This window comes from Streptomyces eurocidicus (genome assembly GCF_002891295.1).
Classification (GTDB): domain Bacteria; phylum Actinomycetota; class Actinomycetes; order Streptomycetales; family Streptomycetaceae; genus Streptomyces; species Streptomyces eurocidicus.
This window is the reverse complement of record NZ_LGUI01000010.1, coordinates 266,587-289,313: the sequence shown is the minus strand read 5'-3', so window position 1 is coordinate 289,313 and position 22,727 is coordinate 266,587. Positions and strand designations below refer to the sequence as shown.

Sequence of the window (22,727 nt, the reverse complement as noted above, 5' to 3'; positions counted from 1 at the left end):
GGAGAGGGTGACCACCCGCCCCAGGGGCGGGTGGTCACCCTCTCGTGCTGTCCGGGCCCCGTTCGCGGGACCGGCGTATGTAGTCCTCCCAGCGTGGCAGGCCGTGGTGGGCGGCCCGGGCGTGGAGGTGGGCGGTGACCTCGCGGATGTAACGGGCGGGCATGGCGCGGCTGTTGGTGTAGGAGGCGGCCAGGCGCTGGTGGAGGTGGGGTGGCAGGTGGGCGGCGGACTGGTTGAGGAACCAGTCGCGGGCACCGGGGCTGATCCGCATGACGTCGGGATAGAGGGTGACGGCCCCGGCCTCGGCGCAGGCGTCGACGAGGGCGTTCAGGGCGTCGGGGTGGTCGCCGGCGTGGGGGATGACGGGGGCGATGAGAACGCCCGCGGGGACACCGGCCGCGCGCAGGGCGGCGATGGTGGCCAGGCGGGCGCGCGGGGGCGCGGCGCCGGGCTCGAAGGCGCGCCACACCCGCTCGTCGAGGGAGCCGAGTGAGGTCATGACGAGGACGTTCGCGGCGCGCGCGGCCTCGGCGTAGAGGGGGATGTCGCGGCGCAGGAGGGCGCTCTTGGTGGTCGTGGTGAAGTTGACGCGGTGGTCGGCGAGGGCGCGCAGGATGCCGGGCATGAGCCGGTAGTGGCCTTCGGCGCGTTGGTAGCAGTCGGTGGAGGTGCCGACCATGATCCAGTCGTCGCCGGTCTTCCCGCCGCGCAGTTCGCGGCGCAGGACGTCGGCGGCGTTGGTCTTGACGACGATCTGGGTGTTGAAGCCTTCTCCGGTGTCGAGGCCGAGGTGGGCGTGGCCGTCGCGGGCGAAGCAGTAGGTGCAGGCGTGGGTGCAGCCGCGGTAGGGGTTGAGGGTCCAGGCCATGCCGCCCCGCCGTGCGCCCGGGATCTTGTTGAGCAGGGTCCGGGCGCGCTTCTCGTGGAAGGTGATGTCCCGGAAGGCGGGGGCCGGTGTGGGGGGTGGGGCCACTTCGGCCGTGTCGAAGAGCCCGGGCTGGGTGTTCACTTGGCGTCCCCCGCCCGCTCGGCGGTGTGCGCGGCGCGCAGGACGCGTTCTCCCAGTGTCCTTAGGTGGTCGCCGAGTTCGGGTGGGTCGAGGATGTCGAAGTCGTAGCCGAGGACGGCGACGCGGTAGGCGAGGTATTCGAGGGAGTCGGCGCCGGTGAGCAGGCGGCAGGTGTGGTCGTCGATGGGTTCGATGACGCCGAGGGTGGCGGGGATCCGGTCGGTGACCTGTTCGGCGGGTGCGTGGAGGAGGAGCAGGGCGCGGTGGCCGGCGGTGCCGCTGAGGGTGTTGGCCACCCAGGTGGCTGCGTCGACCCTGTTGGGTAGTTCGCGGGGTGGGACGCGGGTGCCGGTGCGTAGGGGGTTGGTGAGGCGGTCGAGGCGGAAGGTGCGCCAGTCGGCGCGGTCGGTGTCGTGGGCGACGAGGTACCAGCGGCGTCCGGCGGCGACGAGGCTGTGGGGCTCGGTCAGGCGGCGGGTTTCCTGTCCGTTGGCGGCGTGGTAGGTGAAGCGGATTTTCTCGTGGGTGACGCAGGCGGCTGCGAGGAGGGTGAGGTGTTCGGCGTCGGCGCTCGGTCCGCCTTGTGGTACGGCGACTGCTGCTTCCTGGAGGACGGTGACGCGTCGGCGCAGGCGGGAGGGGAGGACTTGTTCGAGTTTGGCCAGGGCGCGTACGGAGGTTTCTTCGATGCCGGTGACCGAGCCTGCGGCGGCGGTGCGCAGGCCGATGGCGATGGCGACGGCTTCGTCGTCGTCCAGGAGGAGGGGTGGTATGGCGGTGCCGGCGGTGAGGCGGTAGCCGCCGGTGTTGCCCTGGGTGGCGTGGACGGGGTAGCCGAGCTCGCGCAGGCGGTCGATGTCGCGGCGGATGGTGCGCGGGCTCACTCCGAGACGGTCGGCGAGCTCGTGGCCGGGCCATTCGCGCGGGGACTGCAACAGGGAGAGCAGTCGCAGAAGGCGGGCGGGGGTATCACTCATGCCCGGAGGATGGCAGCCCAATAGGACGTTTCCCGGCCTATTGCGCTTTCCCGACTCCTCTGATCAGGTATTTCGCCCGGCCGGGCGCAAGCAGCGAGCCAGTAGGCGCGAGCCGTGAACCAATGGGCGAGCCAATAGGCCACGTTCTGGCCTATTGGCTTTCTACGGTCGTACCAGAGGTTCACAGACGCCTCTCCCGCTTGCACCGGGCAGTCCCGGGCGCGGGGACACGCTCTCCCCGCGCCGCGCCGTCGCCACCGTCGCCGCCCCCGCGGCAACCGCCCTCGCCCGCACCCAGGGCCTGCCCGGGCGCGTCACACCCCTCACCGCCGAGACCTGTGTGGTCGACCTCTCCGGCGACTCCCTCCACCGCGGCTCACGGAAGGCGGAAGCGCGTGATCAAGTCCGCTGCCGGGGCGGCCGCGCAGGGGAGTGGCGGGGCGGCCTGGGGAAGCGGCTTTTCCCCAGGCCGGCGCCCCCTTTCCGGTGATGCGGGCGGGGTGGAGGCGGCCCCCGGGTTGACATGCAGGTAAATGCTTGCATGATGGTGAGTGTGAGCGATGAGATGGACAAGGTCTTCAAGGCTCTGTCCGATGCGACCCGCCGGCGCCTGCTGGACCGGCTGCACGAGAACAACGGCCAGACCCTCAGCGAGCTGTGCGACGGCCTGGCGATGTCCCGCCAGGCGATCACGCAGCACCTGGGCCTCCTGGAGGCCGCGAACCTCGTCAGCACGACCAGAAGGGGCCGGGAGAAACTCCACTACCTCAACCCCGTACCGCTCCACGAGATCCAGGAGCGGTGGATCGACAAGTTCGAGCGCCCGCGCCTGCGGGCTCTGAGCGCACTGAAACGGAAGGCCGAGCACGCCATGTCCGCCAAGCCGCAGTTCGTCTACACCACCTACATCGAGGCCACCCCCGACAAGGTCTGGGAAGCCCTGACCGACCCCGGGATGACCGCCGCCTACTGGGGCCACAGCAACGTCTCGGACTGGCAGCCGGGTTCGGCCTGGGAACACCGCCGCACCGACGGCTCCGGAATCGCCGACGTGGTGGGCACCGTCGTCGAAGCCGTCCCGGCCGAGCGCCTCGTCATCACCTGGGCCAGCCCCGGCGAGGACCGCCCGAACGGCCCGTCCACGGTCACCTTCGACCTCAAGCCGCTCGGCGACACCGTCGTCCGGCTCACCGTCACCCACGAGAACCTGCGGGACGAGGCCGAGCACCGCCAGGCCGCCGGCGGCTGGACGGCGGTGCTGTCCAACCTCAAGACCTACCTCGAGACGGGCAAGCCGCTGTCCTCGCCGCTGTGGTCCTGACCCGCGAACCGGGCCGCCGCGCCACCTCCCCGTACGGTCGGCCGGGACGGCGGGCAGGTGGGTGTTACCCGGATGCGGGCGGCGATGCGTCCGGGTGCTCGTAGCGGAAAGGGTGGTTTCGCCTGTCGCCCTGGCGCCAGAGGTCGCTGAGGGCCTGGTTGGCGGCGCGTTCCTCGTCCAGGTCGGCGGGCAGGGGCAGATGGAGGGCGGTGAGCAGGTCGAAGCGGTGGAGGTCGAAGGCGGCGGCCACGGACTCCCCGTAGTCGATCGCGGCGTGGACCGCGGCCGTGTAGGCGATCCGGGCGGCGGCGAGGAGCGCGGCCGCGAGCAGCAGCCACCAGCCGGAGCGCCAGAGCAGCCAGGCGGAGAGGGGGGTGCAGAGAGCGGCGGTGACGCTGAGCCGGGCGGCCGCGTCCATGGTGGTGCGGCGATCGGCCACCGTCGCCCGGACCCGGTCGTCGAGGAGGGGTTCGAGCCGGGTCCAGACCACGACGGCGTCGAGCCCGTACCGCCGTCCTGCCCGGGCCTCGGCGGCGGTGAGCGCGTTGCCGAGGGCGGTGGGCCGGAGGAGTCCGGGGCCGGTGGGGAAGCGGGCACGCTGCCGGTCGCCGCGCTCGCCCATGCGCTGCGCCAGGCGCCGGGCGGCTTCCGGGGACGGCGGGTCCGTGACGATCTCGGCGCCGATGGTGCCGCGGCGGCGCTCCTGCCGGGCGATGCACCAGGTGCTCAGCCATGCCAGCCGGCGCGGCCAGTAGCCCTCCAGCCAGCGGACGAGCGGCAGTTGCAGCGGCATCGTGACCAGACCGGCCAGGAGGACGGCGAGGAGCAGCAGGAAGGCTTCGCCGCCCCCGAGGCGTCCGGCCGTGTCCCAGGCCCGCGCGAACCGTACGGGGCCGGGGGCGCCGGCCCAGCACAGGGTGAGCAGAAGAGCGGCCGCCGCCGTGGTCGGCAGGAGCGATACGAGGACGAACCGGCCGGTGAGCGCCGAGGTGACGGGCTTGGCGAGGGACTCCAGGTTCACGGGCGACCCACTCCCGGCACCGGGAGGAGTGCGGTCATCGATCGACCCGCGTGACGCGGCCGTGCTCGGGGACCCGGGCGCACAGCGGCGGTTCGCCGTCGTCCAAGTGCGTGAGGACCTGGAGGCCGGTGCACTGCGGGCAGGTGAAGTAGAGCAGTTCGTAGCCGGTGGCGTAGCCGGGCAGAGGTCCCCCGGTGCCGCCGTCCGAGCGGAGCCCCGGCTCCTCGGGATCGCCCGTCGCGTCGCGCGGGACGAGTCCGATGGTGGTGCCGTCGGCGACCAGGGCGACGGCGTCGATGCCGGGTTCCCGCGCGAAGAGCTCGGTGAGCGACGCGCGGAGGTCGCCGCGCAGGGGCGGGTCGGCGGGGTCGATGCGGAAGGAGGCGGGGGTGTGAGGGCCCGGCCCGGCGCTCGGGTCGATCAGTGTGCGGTAGCGGTGGCGAAGTTCGTCCAGGCGCATGGGTGTATTCCTTGTCCGGTGGCGGCTGATCACGGGCCGATGTGCTGGTGGGAGGACCACAGTTCGGGCCGGGACGGGGCGGCGGAGCGGGCGGCGCGAAGGGCCGCGTCAAGTGCGTGTGCGGGACCGGGCGCCCGTACCCGGGCCGGGCTCCTCGGGTTCGTCTCCCGGTAGAAGCTTCTGGCGATCGCGCTTGCCGCGGCATCGCGCACGGGCCACAGGGTGCCGATCACGTCGCGGTATCCGGCGAGGTGGAGGGCGGCCGTCACGTGGAGCGACTCGTCGGCCAGTGCCGTCGCGCCCCGGGCTGTTCCGCAGCCCGACAGGAAGGCGAGACCGGCCGCGGGCAGGGAAAGCCCGTCCACGGTCTCGGGGGACAACAGCGTGCCGTCCCCGAGGACCAGGCCGCCGGCGGCGGTGGCCCGTGTGCCGTCGGGCGCGGCGATCGCGTGACCTGCGAAGTGGAGCCACGGATGGCCGGGCAGGGCGGCCAGTACCGAGTCCCTGTCGGCCTTGTCCGCGAGGAGGACATGTCCGCCGCGCACCAGCTCCCGTACGTCCTCGGCCTCCTCCACGGCTTCTCTCAGCGGGTGCGGATGGCCGACGGCGCCGGGCGCGGCGATGGAGAGCACACCGGGCGGCCCGGCCGGCGCCGTGCGCAGCCGCGCGTGCCGCAGGGAGCGCAGGGTGGGTGCGTAGGAGGAGACGACGCGGTCCAGGACGTTCTCCCCCGCGACCTGCACGTCTCCGGCGAACCGTCCGGCCGCGTGCAGGGGGAGGAAGGCGGCGGGGCCGGAGGGGATCCACCACAGCCGGGGCCGGTCGTCGGGCGCGGTGGGCGGCGCGGGGTGTCCCAGGGCGTCGAGCACGGGTTCGGCGAGGCTCTGCCACAGCTCGGCGAGCACCTGTCGCACCGCCTCGGCGGTGGCCTCGGTCAGCCGGGAAGTCCAGTCGCCCGCCTGCTCGTGCGTGACGCCCGGCAGAGGGACGGCATCGACGCCGTCCGGGGTGACGAGGAGGGCGTGGGACCGACGCTGGTGGAGGGTGACGGCCACCAGCGGGCCGTCGGCGGCGAGTTCGCGCAGGCGCGGTCCGGTGGGGAGGCCGAGGAAGTCCTCGAAGCCGGGGAGCCCGCGGATGTGTTTCCGCTCGGCTTCCCAGTGGGCGGCGGCTCTGCGCCGCCGGACGGAGTCGTTGCGTGCTTCCTCCAGCTCGGCCGAGGCCGCCTCGAACCGGCCGGCGGAGGCCGGGAACGCGCGGCGCAGCGTGCCGAGATCGCTCATCGAACCGAGCCGCGCGGCTGTCAGCAGCCCACGCGCCGACTCCAGCAGGACGAGCGCCTCCTCGGGGGTGGCCCCCGCGAACAGGGCGGCCGCGCAGGCCTGGTCGGACAGCCCGCCGGTGTACACGGCCAGCATCCGCTCCCGGTCACCGGGAGCGACCCGTGGCGACACCAGCTCCCCGGCAGCCCGTACGGCGGCGGCGAGCACGGGCGCGACGGCGGGCCAGTCGTCGAGCCGCTCGGCGGCCGCGGCCATCAGGCGGGCGTGGAACACCAGCGTCATCGGGGGAACGGCCGGATGCGTGGTGAGCTGCCGACCGGTCTCCAGGGCACGGGCCCAGGCGTCCGCGGACTCCTCCCCCTCGGTTCTGACGGCCTGCATCACCTCGGTACGGGCGACCAGTTCCAAGGCCCTGGCGACCTCGTGGTCCTTGAGCTGGTGGGCGGAGAGGCGCCGGAGGCGGCGGTCCTCGTCCTCTTCCGGGCCGACCGGACCGGCGTGGGGAGCCGGCGCTCCCAGGCGGGGTGCTATCCATTCCTTGTGCTGCCGTCCCATGGCGACCAGTCGCTCGAACGGCATGTCCTCGCCGGTCTCCATCCCGTGTGCCCCGGATTCGGCGTGCTGCGCCATGCCCCGGTACCCGACGGCGGTCTCCTGGATCTGCCGGTCGTCGGGGGCGAGGGCGGCCAGTTCGTCGACACGGGCGAGGAACTCCTCGCCCGCCGCCCGCAAGGCCGCCGGACTCCCGTCCTCCTGCGCCTGCTCGAACTTGCTGATCAAGGAGGTCATGGCCTCCCGGAGGGCCTCATTGATCCATTGTCTGCGGTTCATCCGGCCGGTCAGGTCCCCCGCGGCGAGGACGGCGGGCGGCGCGGGCGCCGAGGCGTCGGACGCGTCGGCGGTGAGCAGCACGTCCAGCCGGGAATCCCATTCCCCGGTCCGCTGGTACCGCGCTTCGAGCACTTCCTTGAGGATTCCGCGTGCGTTGGCGAGCGTGATGGCGCGTTCGGCGGCGTCCTCGGCCGAGTCGGTGGCCACCGGGCGCCCGACGCCCTCGATGACGGAACGGTAGAAGTCGATCGGCTCGTCGAAGGCTGCCGGGTCAGGCGATCGGCTCGCCGTCATGGTTTTGACCCTGCCGAGTTCCCGTGCGGCCCGCGCATGTTCCACGGAGCCGGGCGGTGCGCAGCCGAACGCGTTCCCGGCGGCGGTGGCCTGTTCCGAGAAGAAGTACTCGTCACGGGTGTGCATGAAGAGGAGGAACATGTACTGGGACAGCTGCAACCAGGCGTTCGACCGCCCGGCGGGATCGTGCTGCTCGGCGGCTTCCAGGCGGCCGTGCCGCCGCAATTCGTCCCGGGCCGCGGGATCCCCCGGCCGTGCGAGCAGCGACTGCCCCAACGACGCGGTCTGTGTACGGAGCAGCCGCAGCCGGTCCGGGTCGTCGTCCTCCACCACGGCCAGCGCGCGACGTCCCACCTCCACCGCCCTCAGACAGGCGTCGAGGGGCGGCGGGCGCAGGCCGGCAGTGGCGGAGTCCTGTCCTTCGCGCAGAACCACCCCGTTGAGGTGGATCTGCAACAGCAACAGGACCGTCGCTTCCCACGGATGTCCTTCCGGGAGCGCGGCGACGGCCTCCCGCGCCGCCCGCAGCGCGTCCTCGGAGCCGATCCTGCCGGCCGCGATCGCGACGCCCCCGAGACTGCGGGCCGCGCGCACCCGGGCCGCGAACCCGAGCCAGTGGCTCCCCGGCAGCCGCGCGGCGACCTGCTGCGCCAGCCGGGCCGAGGCGGCGTAGTCCGGCGGCTCCGTCCGCAGGAGCCTCCTGGACCGGACGTAGGCGGCGACCTCCCGCCGTGCCTCTCCCCAGCCGAGCCCGGCACGGATGAACTCCGCCGCCCGGCCGAGGGCCCGGCCCCGGTCGTCGGCCAGTGCCGACAGCCCGTCCACGGTGAACCGCTCGCGCCGCGCGGAGCGCAGCGGCTCCGGCAGCAGGCCGGGTGCGCAGCGGAAGGTCATCTCCAGCCACTCGGCGGCGAACCGCAGCTCCTCGCGGTCTCCGCCGTCCAGGGCGCGGCACCAGGCGAGCAGCCCCAGCAGCTGTACGTTCACGACGTCGCCCCAGCGCCCGAGCTCGCTGTCGGCGAGCAGCGCCGCCCGCGCCGACTCCATGGCCGCGTCCCGTAACAGGGACGGCCGCGCCGTTTCCCCTTCGCGCCCCGCGAAGCCGCGGAGGCGCGCCACGAACTCCCGCTGCGGTGAAGGGAGCTCGGCGTCGAACCCATTTCCGGTCATGGAGAGATGGTGAGGCATCGGGGGCGTCTTGTGGGGCGGGGAGGCGCCAATCCGCCTGCTGGGTCCGGGAGAAGGCCCGTTCTCTCCAGGAACGCTCGAACGCCGCGCGGCCGTCCGGCACTTGGCTCCACGTCCGGCATGGCGAGGTGACCGGGTCGTACCTCCGCTCCATTGACCGGGGGACCCGGCGGGAGGTTGGCTGCCCCGGCATCGGTCAGCCGCATATGTGCGACCTCACGAGGGGGAACCCATGCGTCACCTCAGGCACGCCGCCGCGGCGACGGTGCTCCTGAGCACCTGCGCCACGGCCTTACCGGCGGCCGCCGAACCGGCCGGACCGCTCCCGCGCACTGGGAATCAGTCGAAGCGGGGACAGCGCGCTCTTCAGTGGCCGGTCGGCGCTGCCCACCCCCGGCGACCCCTACCCCAAGACCGGCCTCTTCGTACGCCACCTCACATGAGTTCCCGAGAGCCAGGGCGTACCCGTCTGAAGGCGGCACCTCAAGTGGAGCCGCTGCGGAAGCGGCGGATCAGCGTCTTCCCGGGGCGGAGGCTACGAATTGGGCCGCAGGGTCCACACGACCGTCATCTCGCCCGTCACCGCGCCGTCCGCACGGGTGATCGCGACCCGCACCGGGAACTCGGGGCGCTCGCCCGCGTCCAGCTCGGCGACGACCTCGGCGGCCGGGCGGCCGAGCTCGGCGGTGGCGGTGACCGGGCCCTTGGCGAGCTTCTTGTAGCCGATCTCGGCGCTCACGGCCAGCGGCACGGCGCGGCCGAGCTGGTCCCCGAAGGCGGCCAGCACGATGGCGCCGCTCGCGGACTCGGCGAGGGTGAACATGGCGCCGGCGTGCGGGCCCCCGACGTGGTTGTGGTAGTCGGGCTGGTCGGGGAGGCTGACGACGGCGCGCTCCGGGGTGATCTCGCCGAAGGCGAGGTTCAGGGTGCGCACCATGGGCACGGTGGACGCGAGCATGTCGCCGATCGGGGACTTGGTCTCAGACATAGCCGCAAGTTACCAGTCGGTAGCCTCGGCGGGAAGGGGCGCCCGTCACACAAGGCGGTGGCTGCCTCTATGGTTATCGGCCATGTGGCCAGGACAGCAGCCGCCCGGGGGCGAGCAGAACCCGCAGGACAAGAACCCGTACCAGACGCCGGGGCCTCAGCCGGGGTTTCCACCGCCGAACCCGTACCAGCAGCCGGGATACGCGCAGCCCGGCTACGGGCAGCAGCAGCCGAACCCGTACCAGCAGCCCGGCGGACCGCAGCCGGGGCGGCCGGGGGAGCCCGGCACGGTGCCGCAGTGGCCCGCCGGGGGTCCGCCCGGGGCGCCGCGCCCGCCGGGTGACAACCGCAGGCGCACCACCGTGATCGCGATCGGCGCGGCGGTGGCCGTCGTGGCCGCGGCAGTGGTCACCGGTGTCGTCGTCCTCAAGGACGACGACACGGAGAACGTGGCGAAGAGCGACACGAAGCCCTCGTCCGCCGCCTCCGCGCCCGCCTCCACCGGCCCGTCCCCGTCCGGTTCGGAGGCCCCCCTCGACAACCCGCGCAGCGGCGGCGACGACGTCAAGCCGGTGATCGACGGCTGGAAGGTCGTCACCAACCAGAAGCGGCACGACGCCTTCGACGTCCCACCGGACTGGATGGTGGAGTCGCCCTCGCAGTCCATCGGCTTCGAGGACGAGAAAGGCAAGGGCCTGGTCCTGATGAGCGGCACCGCCCGCTACAAGAAGGCCGCCTGCCGGCCGAACGGCAGCCTGGGCGCCGCGGGCACGAAGGGCGCCCAGGGCGCCAAGAGCATGGCCGACGCCGCCAAGATCGAGGCCGAGAACTGGCTGATCGCCGGCTACGACCTCAAGCAGACGGGCAAGCTGGAGAGCACCGACGCCAAGCCCTTCAAGAGCGACCACGGGCTCACCGGCTACACCTCCACCGCGACGGTGACCGGTGTGACGAAGAGCGACAAGTGCGACACCGACGGCAAGTCCTTCACGGTGACGTACAAGGACTCCGCCGGGGACCTGGCGACCTGGGTGCTGCACGCGGCGACCGGGACCGGTGACGACCTGTCGGACGACACCATCAAGAAGATCATGAGCTCGCTCCGGCCGCTCAAGAGCTCCTGATCCGGGGCTCCCGGGCGAGGGCTTCGGACCGGAGCCCGCCGGGCGCGCGTCAGCCGATGCCGAACGACCCGCCCGGCGGCTCCGGCGAGGCCACCGCGTCCGCGTCCCGCACGGCCCCGGCCCCGGCCGTGAACCGCTCCAGCGCCGCCCCGTCCTCGACCCGGGCCGGGAAGACGTCGGCGGCGGCCCGGCGGGCGAGCGCGGCCACCGGCAGCTCGCCGTGCGACGCGACGAGGACGGCGTTGCCGAAGCGCCGGCCGCGCAGCACCGACGGCTCCGCGATCAGGCACACATGGGCGAAGACCGCCGCGAAGCCGGCCACCTGCGAGCGCAGGAAGGTGAACGGCGCGCCGTCGGCGAGGTTGGCGGCGTAGCGGCCCGCCGGGCGCAGCACCCGGGCGGCCTCCCGCGCGTACTCCAGCGAGGCCAGGTGCGCGGGGACCCGCGAGCCGCCGAAGACGTCCGCGACGATCACATCGGCGGAGGCGTCGGGCGCGGCCTCCAGCTCGGCGCGCGCGTCCGCCGCGCGCACCTCGACCCCGGAGCCCTCGCGCAGCGGCAAGTGCTCGGCGACGAGCGCGAGGAGCCCCCGGTCGGCCTCGACCACCAGCTGCCGGGACCCGGGCCGGGTGGCCGCCACATAGCGGGGCAGCGTGAGGGCGCCGCCGCCCAGGTGCAGTACGTCCAGGGCGCGGTGCGGCGCCGCGGCCGCGTCGAGGACGTGGGCGATCCGCCGGGCGTACTCGAACTCCAGGTGCGTCGGGTCGTCCAGGTCCACGTAGGACTGCGGCGCCCCGTCGACGGTGAGCAGCCAGGCCCGCCGCCGGTCCACGTCGGGCATCAGCTTGGCCGTGCCCCCGTCCACGTCCCGCGTCACGGGTATCGGTTCTTCCACGCCCCTATTGTGCCGGGCGCCGCCCCCCGGGGAAGGCCGCCACCGCCCCCACGCCCACCGTGCGGCCGCCCTCCCGCGCCACGAAGGGCAGCCCGGTCTCCAGCGGCAGGGCGCGGTCCAGGACGACCGTCATGACGACGGTCTCGCCGGGCCGGGCGCGTGCGCGCGGGCCGAGGCCGACGGTGCCGGTGACATCGGCCGTACGGAAGTGGAACTGCGCCCGGTAGCCGCTGGCCACGGGGGTGCGCCGGCCGCCGTGCGCGGCGAGGGGCAGCCGGACCCGGGCGGTGAAGCGCCGCCGGGCTATCGCGCCGCCGGGCACGGTGACGGCGTCGCCGCGGCGCACGTCCGCGCGCCGTACCCCGCCCAGGAGGAGTGCCACGCAGTCGCCCGCCTCCGCGGCCGCCATGGGCCGGCCGAAGGTCTCCAGGCCGGTGACCACCGCGTCGCGCGGGCCGCCCCCGGGGCCGAGCAGCCGGACGCGGGCGCCGGGGCGCACGGTGCCGCGCTCGATCGTGCCCGTGACGACGGTGCCCCGCGCGGCGGGGGCGAACGCCCGCTCGACGGGCAGGAGGAGGGGCGCGTCGGTACGGCGCACGGGCGTGGGCACATAGGTGTCGACGGCGTCGAGGAGCGCTTCGAGCGCGCCGGTCCAGCGTGGGTCGCCCGCCAGGGCGCGCAGCGCCGAGACCCGGACGACGGCGGCGTGCCGGCCGTCGTGGCCGTGGGCGGTCAGCAGCGCGCGGACGTCCAGCTCGGCGAGGTCGGTGAGTTCGGGGCCGCCGGCGTCCGCCTTGGTGAGCGCGACGACGAGGTGCCGTACCCCGGCCTGACGGGCGAGCAGCAGGTGGGCCGCCGTCTCCGGGACGACGCCGTCGAGCGCGGAGACGACGAGGACGGCCCCGTCGAGCCCGGCGGCGCCGGTGAGCAGGTTCGTGGTGTAGCGAGGATCGCCGGGCAGGTCGGCGTGGGCGTAGTGGCGGGTGCCCGTCTCGTAGGCGACGCGGGTGATGCCGGTCGTGGGGCGGGCGGTGGCACCGTGCGGTACGGGCGTGGTGGTGCCGAGGGTCCGGGCGAGAGCCGCGGTGAGCGTGGTCTTGCCGTGCCCTTGCGGGCCGATGACGCCGATGTTGAGGTGGGGTTTGGTACGGGCATAGGCCGGTTTGGGCATGGTTCCTTTCCCTGGAGCGGTGGTGCGGGGCGTGTGACCAGCACAGCCCGGCGCACACCGTCGATGCTGGCGCGCGGGGTGCGGCGCGTCGAACGGTTTTCGCCGCGCGGCGGCCCCTCGCCGGTTCCCCGGCCGGGCCTCCCCGGGCGCCGGTGACCGGGCCCCGGTGCGGACGGCGCGGTGGCGGACGGGCGAACCCGCGGTGCCGGAGTGTGCTGGTTCCGTACCGGCTCGCGGACTTCGGGGCCGCGGCCCGCCCCGGTCGGTTACGCTCCATCGATGCTCCGATCCGCCGCGCCCCCCGCCGGACCCACCGGGCTCGCCGCGCGCAGTTCCCGTGCGCTGCTGTCCCCGTGGTTCCGCCTCGGCCTGCTCGTGGCGCTGCTCGCCGGTGCCGCGGCGACCGTGCTGGCCGTCCGCCCGGAGCGGCTGCTCGCGGGCGGCTGGCCGCCGCAGCTGTCCGGCGGCGCCGCGGTGGTGCTGTTCGCCGTCGCGTACGGGCTGTGCACCGCGGCGTTCGTGCCGCGCCCCATCCTCAACCTCGCGGCGGGCGCCCTCTTCGGCTCCCCGTTCGGCACGGCGGCGGCCGTGGCGGGCACGGTGCTGGGCTCGGGGATCTCCTTCGGCCTGGGCCGGCTGCTGGGGCAGGACGCCCTGCGGCCGCTGCTGCGCGGACGCTGGCTTACGGCGGCCGACCGGCAGCTGAGCCGGCACGGCTTCCGGTCGATGCTGGCGATCCGGCTGTTCCCGGGCGTGCCGTTCGCCGCCGCGAACTACTGCGCCGCCGTGTCCCGGATGGGCTGGGCGCCCTTCCTCCTGGCGACCGGCATCGGCAGCGTGCCCAACACCGCCGCGTACGTGATCGCGGGCAGCCACGCGTCGGCGCCGACGTCCCCGGCCTTCCTGGCCGCCATGGCCTTCATCGGGGTCACCGGGCTCGCGGCCGTCGTGGTGGCGTGGCGGAAGCGGGGCCACGCGCGCGCGTAGCCCGCGGACCATCCCCGGCCTCGTCCACCTCTCCGTCCGCCGGGACCACGCGCGCGGGTAGCCCGCGGAGGAGGCCGAGGCGTACCGCGCCGAAGCCGTCCCGGGGCACGCGCGCGTAGCCGGCGGGAACTACCGGAGCACGGGAAGCCGAGAGGCGGCCCCGGGCCACGCGCGCGGCACGGCCCGGCCGTGGTGATCGTCCGAGTGGCAGGGGGCGCGGTACGTGCTTAGCGTGAGGGCGTTCCCTCCCCGGACGCCCAGGAGAACCAGTGATCCCCACCGACCAGCTGTCCGACCCGGCGGTGCGCGCCCTGGTCGCCGCGATCAACGCCAATGACCACGCCGCCTTCCGGGCCGCCCTGACCCCGGGCGCCACGATGTCCGACGACGGCTCGGACCGGAACCTGGAGGAGTGGTCCGAGCGGGAGATCTTCTCGTCCGGCGGGCACCTGGACGTGGAGTCCGAGGCCGACGGCGGCCGGGCCCTCGTCGCCCGCTACCGCAACGACACCTGGGGGGAGATGCGGACCGCGTGGCGGTTCTCGGTCGACGACGGCAAAATCAGCCGCTTCGAGACCGGCCAAGCCTGACGCCGGACCGGCCCCGGGCCCCCGGCTTCGGCCTCCGTTCACCCGTAGGACGCCGGTCCGCCTCCCACCCGGTGGATGATCCCTTCCGACCGGCACCTCGAACAGGGCGGGCGGCCGACCCGTGCCGGGCGCGCCTCCGCGGCCGGGACGCGTCCGCGCTCGTCACCGGGATGGCACAAGCCTCATGACTTGGTTCGAATCATTCGTCCTCGGACTCGTCCAGGGGCTGACGGAGTTCCTGCCGATCTCCTCCAGCGCCCATCTGCGGCTGACGGCCGCCTTCGCCGACTGGCCCGACCCGGGCGCGGCGTTCACGGCGGTCACCCAGATCGGCACCGAGGCCGCCGTCCTCCTCTACTTCCGCGCGGACATCGCGCGCATCGTCACCGCGTGGTTCCGCTCCCTGTCCGACCGGCGGCTGATCCGGGACGACCCGGACGCGCGCACGGGCTGGCTGGTGATCGTCGGCTCGATCCCGATCGGCGTGCTGGGTCTTGTGCTGAAGGACGCCATCGAGGGCCCGTTCCGCGATCTGCGGCTGATCGCCACGACGCTCGTCATCATGGGCCTGGTGCTGGGCGCCGCCGACCGGCTGGCGGCGCGCGACGAGACCGGCGGCCGGCACCGGGCGGCCAGGCCGCGCAAGGAACTGACGGACCTGAACGTCAAGGACGGCCTGATCTTCGGCGTCTGCCAGGCGATGGCCCTGGTCCCCGGCGTCTCCCGGTCCGGCGCGACGATCAGCGGCGGCCTCCTCCTCGGCTACACCCGCGAGGCGGCGGCCCGCTACTCCTTCCTCCTCGCCGTGCCCGCCGTCCTGGCCTCGGGCCTCTTCGAGCTGAAGGACGCGGGCGACGGCCACACGGCGTGGGGCCCGACGCTCTTCGCCACGGTGATCGCCTTCGTGGTCGGGTACGCGGTGATCGCGTGGTTTATGCGTTACATCACGACCAGGAGCTTTATGCCGTTCGTGGTCTACCGGATCCTGCTGGGTCTCCTTCTCTTCGCCTTGGTGGGGGCGGAGGTCCTGACTCCGCACGCGGGGGAGCCGGCGGGCTGACGGGCCGCCGGCCGGCGCCGCCGGGCGGTGGTTCGACGGGCGTCCGACGCGGAGGTCCGCAATTCATCTATGTCCGGAAACGCCGCCCTCGCCCGAACGCATACTTGTCGGGCATACCCCCGGTGTGACTACATGAGCGCCCTGCGTATCGGCCGCACCTGGGGTGGGAGGGGTTTGTATATGGCCCTGGCAGATGACGACATTCTTCGGAACGCACTGGACTTCAGTCCGGCGAGTGCCGCAGGGGCGAAGAGGGTCAGCGAAATGCTGGTGTTCCTCCGGAGGCGGTACGCGACATTCGCGCCGGGACAGACCGGCGACGCGCGCTTCTTCATGGCCGACGTCCGGTTGGACGCGACCAGGACGATCCAGCTCTACTTCCTGAAACGGAACCTCTACCTGCGCGGCTGGACGCACGACGGCGGCACGGACTTCATGGGCGCCTGGGACGGCGAGGAGAGGGCTCTCACCGACGCGCAGCGGAGGGAGCGGATACCCACCGGGATGACCCTGAGGAAGGGGTCGGACTTCCTGAAGTCCGAGTACGCCAAGGACGCCGACAAGGAAACCCTGTCGCGGAGCACGATGGAAGGGCGGCTGGGCAAGCTCCACACCTACCTCGTGGACGTGGTCGCCGAGCGCCGCGCCGACAACGCGGGTGCCGAGGCCGCGCTGCACGTGATCGCCCGGATGACGGCGGAGATGGCCAGGTTCGGCCTGTTCGCCAAGTCCTTCACACAGAAGTGGGCGGCGGGGCTGAAGCAGGACTACACGGTCACCGTCGAGCTGCAGTACTCCCCGGGGCAGTACCGGAACTACACCACTCCGCCTTTCCGGGACGCCATCCTGAAGTGGAAGAAGACGACGAAGAAGTCGAACGGCGGGACGGAGACCTTCAACCTCCTCGGCAAGGACATCGTCCAGGTCGAAGCCGAAGCGATGATCGGCGGCGGCGCCAAATGGCGTCCCGAAGCCGGTGAATGACCCACCCTCCCCTGCCGACAGAGCGGAGACCGGCATGAACGCACCGCACACCGGCGGCCAGGCCCCCGTCGACCTGGAAGCGCTGCGCGCCCACATCCTCACCCTGGGCTCCCCGCCCACCCTGATCTCCATCGACGCCCAATTACCCGACTCCTTACGGGACGTGCTCACGGCCTTCCCGAACGGAACCCTCCAGGGCGCCGCGGGCTCAGGTCCCCCCGAGATCGACCCCGAGGGCACCCGCCTCACCCTCCCCCTGGTCTGCGCCTCCCAGGAGTGGCCCGCCGGCACGACCATGGCCCTCGTCGTGACCGGTGTGACCGTGACCGTCACCGCCGAGGGCGCGACGACGCTCCTCCTCGACGCCGTCCACGACAAGACCGACGTGACCGCCACGGTCACCGCCGACGGGCCCGGCCGGCTCGCCGCCGCCGTACGGCCCGTACAGCCCGGCGCTTTCGCCGGTGCCCTCGAAGCCCTCGGCCGCGCCTTCGCCGGTGACGCCGTCTGGGAAGCCACCGCGGCCGGCCTCCAGGAGTTCGCGTTCTCGCCCGATCAGGTCGCCGGCTTCGACTACCGGCTGGACAGGAAGGACGGGGCGTACAGCGCGACGTCCATGGCCGTCGTCGCCGCACTCGACCTCAAGGCGCCCGGTGGCGCCACCGCCCTCGGCCTCGACATCTCCCTGTGGTTCCCCGACCTGCGCGTCACCGGCCGGCTGCGCGGCGGCGAAGCCGTCGACGTACGGCAGTTGCTCACCTCCTTCGGCATGCCCGTGGCCGAGGTGCCGGAAGGGCTCGGCAGCGCCGAGCTCGGCTTCGCGGCCGACTTCGGGGACGCCTACCTCGTCCGGACGAAGCTCACCGGCTCCTGGGACATCGCGCCCGGGCTGACGCTGCGCGGCCTCTCCCTGGACCTGTACTACAGCCACGACGAGAAGTTCGTGGCCCGGTTCGGCGGGACGGTGTCGCTGGGCCAGGCCATCAGCGTCGACGTCTCCGCCGCCCAAGCGGGCGGCGGCCAGGGCTGGTCCTTCTACGGCGGGCTCACCGCCGGCACGTCCTTCGGCATGCGGGACGTCGTGTCCGCGCTCGGCCTCACCGATGTCCCGGGCCCCGTCGAGAGCCTGGCGCTCACCAGCCTCTGGGTCTCCCACACCACGGGCACCGGGCGGACCGAGTTCGTCTGCCAGGGCGGCCTCACGATCGCGGACGGCCTCACCGCTTCCCTCGGCGCGACCGTCACCCGGGACTCCACCGGTGTGCGTTACGGCGGCGCCCTCGACGTCGACGGCTTCCGCTTCGACCTCCTCTTCGACACGGCCGGGGCCGGCGCGGACGTCTTCGCCGCCACGTACCGGAACTCCGGTGACGACCCGCTGCGCGTCTCCTTGCGCGACTGGATCGCCGCCTTCTTCCCGGAGGCCGCGGACGGCATCCCCGTCGATCTGAGCCTCGCCCTCGACACCGCCAAATTCGTACGCGTCAAACCCCCGGGCGCCCCCGCCCGTTTCTGCGTGGGCGTCGACCTCTCGGCCCGCCTCGACCTCACCGCCCTCCCACTCGTGGGCGAACACCTCCCCGCGGCCGGCGACCTGGGCATCGAGAACCTGCAAGTCGTCTACAGTTCCGGTGACTTCGACGCCACGACCACGGCGGCGGTCAACCGCCTCCTCGCCACCGCCGGGGCGGGCCCGCTGCCCGTCGCCGGGCTCAAGCCCGGGCCCGCCGCCCGGGCCGATCTGCGGCTGGGCCCGGCGGTCCTGGAGCTGTCCGCCGGGATGGCCGCCCCGGTGGCACCGGGGACACCGCCCACCCGTGACCTGCCCGCCGTGGTCTCCGCCGTACCGCCCGCCGACCGCGGTGGCCTGTGGGTGGACGTCGGCCGCGCCTTCGGGCCCGTACAGATCCAGCGCATCGGGCTGTCCTACGAGCACGGCAAGCTGTGGTTCATGTTCGACGGCTCCCTGGGCGCCGCCGGACTCGACATCGCGGTGCTGGGGCTGGGGCTCGGCTTCGCCCTCGACGACCCCCTGCCGGAGCCCCGGCTCGACGGGCTGCTGGTCTCCTTCGAAAGGCCGCCGCTGCGCGTCGGCGGCGGACTGATCACCCGCAGGAAGCCGGGCTACGACCTGATGGTGCAGGGGCAGCTGGCCATCGAGATGCCGACCTTCGGCGTCACCGCCGTCGGCGCCTACCAGCGCCGGACCGGCGGCGCCGCCTCGATGTTCGTCTTCGGCCGGGCCACCGCCGCGTTCGGCGGTCCGCCCCCGTTCCGGGTGACCGGCGTGGCACTGGGCTTCGGCTACAACAGCTCGGTACGCGTCCCCCGCCAGGACGAGGTCAGCGAGTTCCCCTTCGTCGCCGGGCTCGACGGCGACCTGCCCGACGACCCCATGCAGGCGCTCGCCCGGCTCACCGACGGGCCGCGGCCCTGGGTGACCGACCGCGAGGGCCAGATCTGGCTCGCCGGCGGGCTGGACTTCACCTCCTTCGAGTTCCTGCGCGCCCGGGTGCTGCTGCTCCTAGAGGCCGGCCACGACCTGACCCTCGCCCTCCTCGGCCACGCCGTGGCGAGCTTCCCCAAGAAGGGCAGGGCCTACGCCCGCATCGGCGTCGACCTGCGGGTGGTCTTCCAGTCGGCGCGCGGCGAACTCGCCGCCTCCGCCCAGCTCGTCGACTCCTACGTCATCGACCCGTCGTGCGTCCTCACCGGCGGCTTCGCGTTCTCCTCGTGGTTCGGCCCGAGCACCCACGCCGGGGACTTCGTCCTCACCGTCGGCGGCTACCACCCCGACTACAAGCCGGAGAAACACTTCCCGGTCGTCCCGCGCCTCGGCTTCACCTGGTCCGTCGGCTCCGCCGTCTCCATCACGGGCGCCGCCTACTTCGCGCTGACCCCCAACGCCGTCATGGCCGGCGGCCTGCTCGACGTGCGCTACAACGCGGGCATCGTCGAGGCGTGGCTGACCGCCAAGGCCGACATCCTCGTCCAATGGGCGCCCCTGCACTTCCGGGCCGGGATCTCCGTCCGCGTCGGCGCCAGGGTCAGGCTGCTGTTCACGGTCAGCGGCGAACTGGGCGCCTCGCTCGACCTCTGGGGCCCGCCCACCGGCGGCACGGTCACCGCGAAGTTCGTCTTCATCAAGGTCACCGTGCGGTTCGGCTCCTCCCTGACCGGCCCGGCGCACCTGGACTGGAACGAGTTCCGCGGCCAGCTCCTGCCGCCCGCCGAGCCGCTCACCGCCCACGCTCTCACCGGCCTGCTCACCGACGCCGACGCCGACCCCGAACTGCGGGCCGCACGCGTCGAGGCCGGCACGGAACCCTGGCTCGCCGACCCCGCCGGCTTCTCCTTCGCCGTCTCCACCGTCGTCCCCACGGCACGCGCGCGGTTCAACGACCGCGCGGAGACCGGGGAGGAGACCGTCGACATCCGGCCGATGGGCAAGAAGGACATCACCGGGCTGCTGCACATCACCGTCGCCTTCAGCGACACCCGCCGCGGGCGGACCGCGAACTGGCGCGCCGTACCCGGCGAGGAGCTCTGGCGCGTCGAGACCCAGCGCGGCAACGTGCCGTTCGCCCTCTGGGGCGACCCCGACGTCCCCCAGGACAAGACGCTCGGCCAGGAACCCCTGCTCGACCACATCACCGGACTGCGCGTCACCGTGCCCGGCCCCAAGACCGTCGGCCAGGACCTCGGGCCCATCGCCGAGCGGGACATCGCCCAGGAGAAGCTCCGCCCCGACGCGACGCTCCCCCTCGACCCCGGCGCCGGGCCCGGCGGCTCCCCGGTGCACCTGGCGAAGCCCCTCGGCGCGGGCGTCGGCGTCCTCGCCGACGAGCTCGCCACGCTCTCCGCCGGCACCGCCCGCACCCGCATGCACAGCGCCCTCGCCGATCTGCTGCCCGGCAGCCCGCTCCCCAACGGCACCGTGAGCGCCTACGCCGACGGGGCCCGCACCCTCGGCCTCGACGCCGACCCGCTGCTGCTCACCGAGGATCCCGCGCCGCCGCACCCGGACCCCGTCCTGCTCGTCCTCGACGACACCACCGGGCAGATCCTCACCGTCGACCCGCTCACCACGGCCGTCATCGGCCGGGTCCAGGTCGGCACGCCGGGCCCGTACCTCGCCGTCACCTCCGTGGACGGCGCGACCCTGTACGCGGCCGGTCCCGACGGCCGGCGGCTCGCCGTCATCGACATCGTGGCCCAGCGGGCCAGGCCGCCACGGACCGGCCTCACCCTCGGCGGCGGGCCCACCGTCCTCGCGGTCCGGCGCGACGCCACCCGCGCGGTCGTCGCCTGCCCGGCACCCTGGGCGGCCGCCTCCGTCGATCTCACCGGGGACACCCCGCCGGTGCACACCCGCGTCGACCACCAGGACGTACGCAACTTCGGCGGCATCGCCGTCGACGTCGAGGCCGGGCGCCTGTACGTCAACGCCAACGACGCCAGCAGCACCGTCACCTACGACACCTCGGCCGGTGAACTCCGGGGCAAGGTCTGGGGACCCGCCACACCCACGTTCGTCACACCGGGGGAGCCGGGCCGGGTGTACGTCTACGGGGCCGCCGCCGGCAGCAACGGCCAGGTGCAGGTCATGCCGGTGCCGACCAGCGGCGCCTCGTACACGCCGTACAACTTCCCCGTCCGCGGCACCGCCCTGGCCATGCTGACCACCTCGGCCCGGCGCGCCGTCGTCCTCCGCAGGACCGGGGACACCGGCCACGTCGTCACCTTCTACGAGCGGCCGCACTCCTCCCCGCCCGTCACCCTCATGGAGTCGGCCGTCGACCTGCGCACCGACCCGCTGGCCCTCGTCCTGGACCCGCGCGACCGGGCCTGGGTGCGGCACGCGACCGCCGTGTCCGTCGTGGCCGGCGGCGAACTGCTCGCCGAACTCCCGCTCGGCGCCGCACCGCTGTCCCTCACCTTCACCCCCGACGGCGGCCGGGCGTTCGTCGCCTGCGACGACGCGACCGTCGCCGTGGTCGACCTCGGCGCCGACGGGCCCGCCGTCACCGGGCGCTGGCAGCTGCCGCCCGGCACCGCCGCCTCCGCCGCCCTGTTCACCACCTTCTCCGCCACCGCCTCGGAAGGGGCCGCACGATGACGGACCAGCTCGACGCACCCGTCCAGGTCACCGACCCCGGCTTCGTCCTGCACTTCCGGGACAACCGCGAACCCGCCGTCGACGCCGGGCTGTACCGTATCCGCGCCACCCAGACCCTGCCCGGCGTGGACACCGGCGACTACCTCGCGCCCGTCGAGGAGGTCTTCGAGGTCCGCGCCCCGCAGTTCGCGCTCGCCGACGACCAGGTGCACGCCGTCAACCCCGCCCCCGGCGGTCACTCCGACTACTCCACGACCCTCGCCCACCTCACCCTCACCAACCCGCTGCTGCCCTGGATGCGGCGCCTGGACGAACCCGGCCGCGCCGACACGGCACCGGCCGAACCCTGGCTCGCCCTGCTGGTGTTCGCCGAGGGCGAGCTCCCCGCCGACCCCCGCGCCGACGCCGTGACCGTGACCATGACCGCCGAGGAGCTGCTCACCGACGCCGAGGGCGTACGGCACCCCCGCATCGCCCCCTCGCAGATCGAGGGCGACCCCACCGCACCCTGCCGCACCGTCGACATCCCCGGCGACGTCTTCGCCGCCGTCGTGCCCCGCACCGAGGAGCTCCGGCACCTCCTGCACGTCCGCGACGTCACCACCGACACCGGCCTGCGCGGCGAACAGCTCGCCGAGGGCGCGTACGCCGTCGCCGTCTCCTCCCGGCTGCCCGACCGGACCGTCCAGGCGCGGTACGCCGCACACCTCGTCGCCCTGGAAGGCTGCCGGTCGATCCTCGCCGACGCCGACGAGGGCCGGCTCACCCACGAGGTCACCGTCCGGCTCGCCGCGCTGCACAGCTGGTCCTTCACCAGCGACCCGGCCCCCGGCGGCGGCTTCGCCGGCCGGGTGCGCCACTTCCTCTTCGACTCCACCGGCAAGAAACGCGACCTGCTGCTGCGGCTGCCCCCGCCGCCGGCCGGCGACGGCTCCCCGGCCCGCACGACCGCCCTCGCCCGCCTGGAGTCCGGCCGGGTGCCGCTGCCCCACCGGCTGGAGACCGGCGAGGACACCTACGCCTGGTACCGGGGACCGCTCACCGCCGAACCCGCCCAGAAGCTCCCCGACACCCCGGAGTCCGGCTGGACCAGCGCCGCCCAGCTCATGGTCTACGAGCGGGCCTGGGGCCTCTTCGACGCGGGCTGGGGCGCGGCCTGGACGCTCGGCCGGGCCCTCGCGCTCGCCGACGCCGACTTCGCCGCGACCCTGTCCGCCTGGCACGCCAGGGCCCGGGCCCGCGCGGCCGCCATGGCCCAGCGGCTCGCCGCGCCCGGCCTCGGCACACCCGCCTCGGCGCGCGACGCCGCCGCCTTCCACGCCCGGGCCCTGGGCCCGCGCCCCTTCGGCGGCCTGCTGGAGGAGCTCGCGGCCGACGGCACCGCCGCCCGCCTGCTGCGCGCGGCCACCCACCCCGCCGTCGCCCG

At 73.9% G+C, this 22,727-nt stretch carries 15 protein-coding genes; 7 read left to right on the top strand and 8 right to left on the bottom strand.

Annotated elements, in window-relative coordinates:
* Positions 1 to 34: 34 nt before the first annotated feature.
* Together AF335_RS27510 and AF335_RS27505 are read right to left on the bottom strand one after the other, a co-directional pair.
* Complete coding sequence (locus AF335_RS27510) at positions 35 to 1,009, bottom strand: radical SAM protein (protein ID WP_102921121.1); 975 nt, start codon at positions 1,007 to 1,009, stop codon at positions 35 to 37.
* The gene (locus AF335_RS27505; protein ID WP_102921120.1) at positions 1,006 to 1,986 is read right to left on the bottom strand and encodes a helix-turn-helix transcriptional regulator; all 981 of its coding nucleotides are present in this window, start codon (positions 1,984 to 1,986) and stop codon (positions 1,006 to 1,008) included. The genes AF335_RS27510 and AF335_RS27505 overlap by 4 nt, the downstream gene beginning before the upstream one ends.
* A 565-nt stretch (positions 1,987 to 2,551) precedes the next feature.
* On the opposite strand from AF335_RS27505, the gene AF335_RS27500 reads away from it, so the two are divergent.
* Positions 2,552 to 3,307 (top strand): ArsR/SmtB family transcription factor, encoded by a 756-nt coding sequence (locus tag AF335_RS27500; protein WP_102921205.1) that lies wholly within the window; start codon positions 2,552 to 2,554, stop codon positions 3,305 to 3,307.
* 64 nt (positions 3,308 to 3,371) lie between these two features.
* Here AF335_RS27500 and AF335_RS27495 read toward each other — a convergent pair whose 3' ends face one another.
* The 4 genes from AF335_RS27495 to AF335_RS27480 all read right to left on the bottom strand — a co-directional run bounded on the left by AF335_RS27495 (position 3,372) and on the right by AF335_RS27480 (position 9,372).
* Complete coding sequence (locus AF335_RS27495) at positions 3,372 to 4,328, bottom strand: hypothetical protein (RefSeq protein ID WP_102921119.1); 957 nt, start codon at positions 4,326 to 4,328, stop codon at positions 3,372 to 3,374.
* A 34-nt stretch (positions 4,329 to 4,362) separates the two neighbouring features.
* On the bottom strand, positions 4,363 to 4,788 hold the full coding sequence (locus AF335_RS27490; RefSeq protein WP_102921118.1) for a hypothetical protein: 426 nt from the start codon (positions 4,786 to 4,788) through the stop codon (positions 4,363 to 4,365).
* Between the two features lie 29 nt (positions 4,789 to 4,817).
* A complete protein-coding gene (locus AF335_RS27485; RefSeq protein WP_170127820.1) occupies positions 4,818 to 8,366 on the bottom strand; it encodes a CHAT domain-containing protein in 3,549 nt (1,182 codons plus the stop codon).
* 553 nt (positions 8,367 to 8,919) lie between these two features.
* The gene (locus AF335_RS27480) at positions 8,920 to 9,372 is read right to left on the bottom strand and encodes a DUF4442 domain-containing protein (protein ID WP_102921116.1); all 453 of its coding nucleotides are present in this window, start codon (positions 9,370 to 9,372) and stop codon (positions 8,920 to 8,922) included.
* A gap of 82 nt (positions 9,373 to 9,454) precedes the next feature.
* On the opposite strand from AF335_RS27480, the gene AF335_RS27475 reads away from it, so the two are divergent.
* The gene (locus AF335_RS27475; protein ID WP_102921115.1) at positions 9,455 to 10,495 is read left to right on the top strand and encodes a DUF8017 domain-containing protein; all 1,041 of its coding nucleotides are present in this window, start codon (positions 9,455 to 9,457) and stop codon (positions 10,493 to 10,495) included.
* A 49-nt stretch (positions 10,496 to 10,544) separates the two neighbouring features.
* Here the strand turns inward: AF335_RS27475 and AF335_RS27470 are convergent, their stop codons facing one another.
* Both AF335_RS27470 and AF335_RS27465 read right to left on the bottom strand, forming a co-directional pair.
* Positions 10,545 to 11,390 (bottom strand): spermidine synthase, encoded by an 846-nt coding sequence (locus AF335_RS27470; RefSeq protein WP_184744040.1) that lies wholly within the window; start codon positions 11,388 to 11,390, stop codon positions 10,545 to 10,547.
* A gap of 4 nt (positions 11,391 to 11,394) precedes the next feature.
* A complete protein-coding gene (locus AF335_RS27465) occupies positions 11,395 to 12,561 on the bottom strand; it encodes a GTP-binding protein (RefSeq protein ID WP_102921114.1) in 1,167 nt (388 codons plus the stop codon).
* A 279-nt stretch (positions 12,562 to 12,840) separates the two neighbouring features.
* Here AF335_RS27465 and AF335_RS27460 point away from each other — a divergent pair, with 279 nt between their 5' ends.
* From AF335_RS27460 to AF335_RS27440, 5 genes are all read left to right on the top strand, one after another.
* Positions 12,841 to 13,548, top strand: coding sequence for a TVP38/TMEM64 family protein (locus AF335_RS27460; RefSeq protein WP_102921113.1), 708 nt, complete (start codon positions 12,841 to 12,843; stop codon positions 13,546 to 13,548).
* A 269-nt stretch (positions 13,549 to 13,817) separates the two neighbouring features.
* Positions 13,818 to 14,138: a nuclear transport factor 2-like protein gene (locus AF335_RS27455; protein WP_102921112.1), complete on the top strand. Its 321-nt coding sequence runs from the start codon at positions 13,818 to 13,820 to the stop codon at positions 14,136 to 14,138.
* A 184-nt stretch (positions 14,139 to 14,322) separates the two neighbouring features.
* Positions 14,323 to 15,198: an undecaprenyl-diphosphate phosphatase gene (locus tag AF335_RS27450; RefSeq protein WP_102921111.1), complete on the top strand. Its 876-nt coding sequence runs from the start codon at positions 14,323 to 14,325 to the stop codon at positions 15,196 to 15,198.
* 264 nt (positions 15,199 to 15,462) lie between these two features.
* Positions 15,463 to 16,182, top strand: a complete 720-nt coding sequence (locus AF335_RS27445; RefSeq protein ID WP_170127819.1) for a ribosome-inactivating family protein — start codon at positions 15,463 to 15,465, stop codon at positions 16,180 to 16,182.
* Between the two features lie 34 nt (positions 16,183 to 16,216).
* Entirely contained in the window at positions 16,217 to 21,301 is a 5,085-nt protein-coding gene (locus AF335_RS27440) for a DUF6603 domain-containing protein (RefSeq protein ID WP_102921109.1), read from the top strand.
* Positions 21,302 to 22,727: the final 1,426 nt, after the last annotated feature.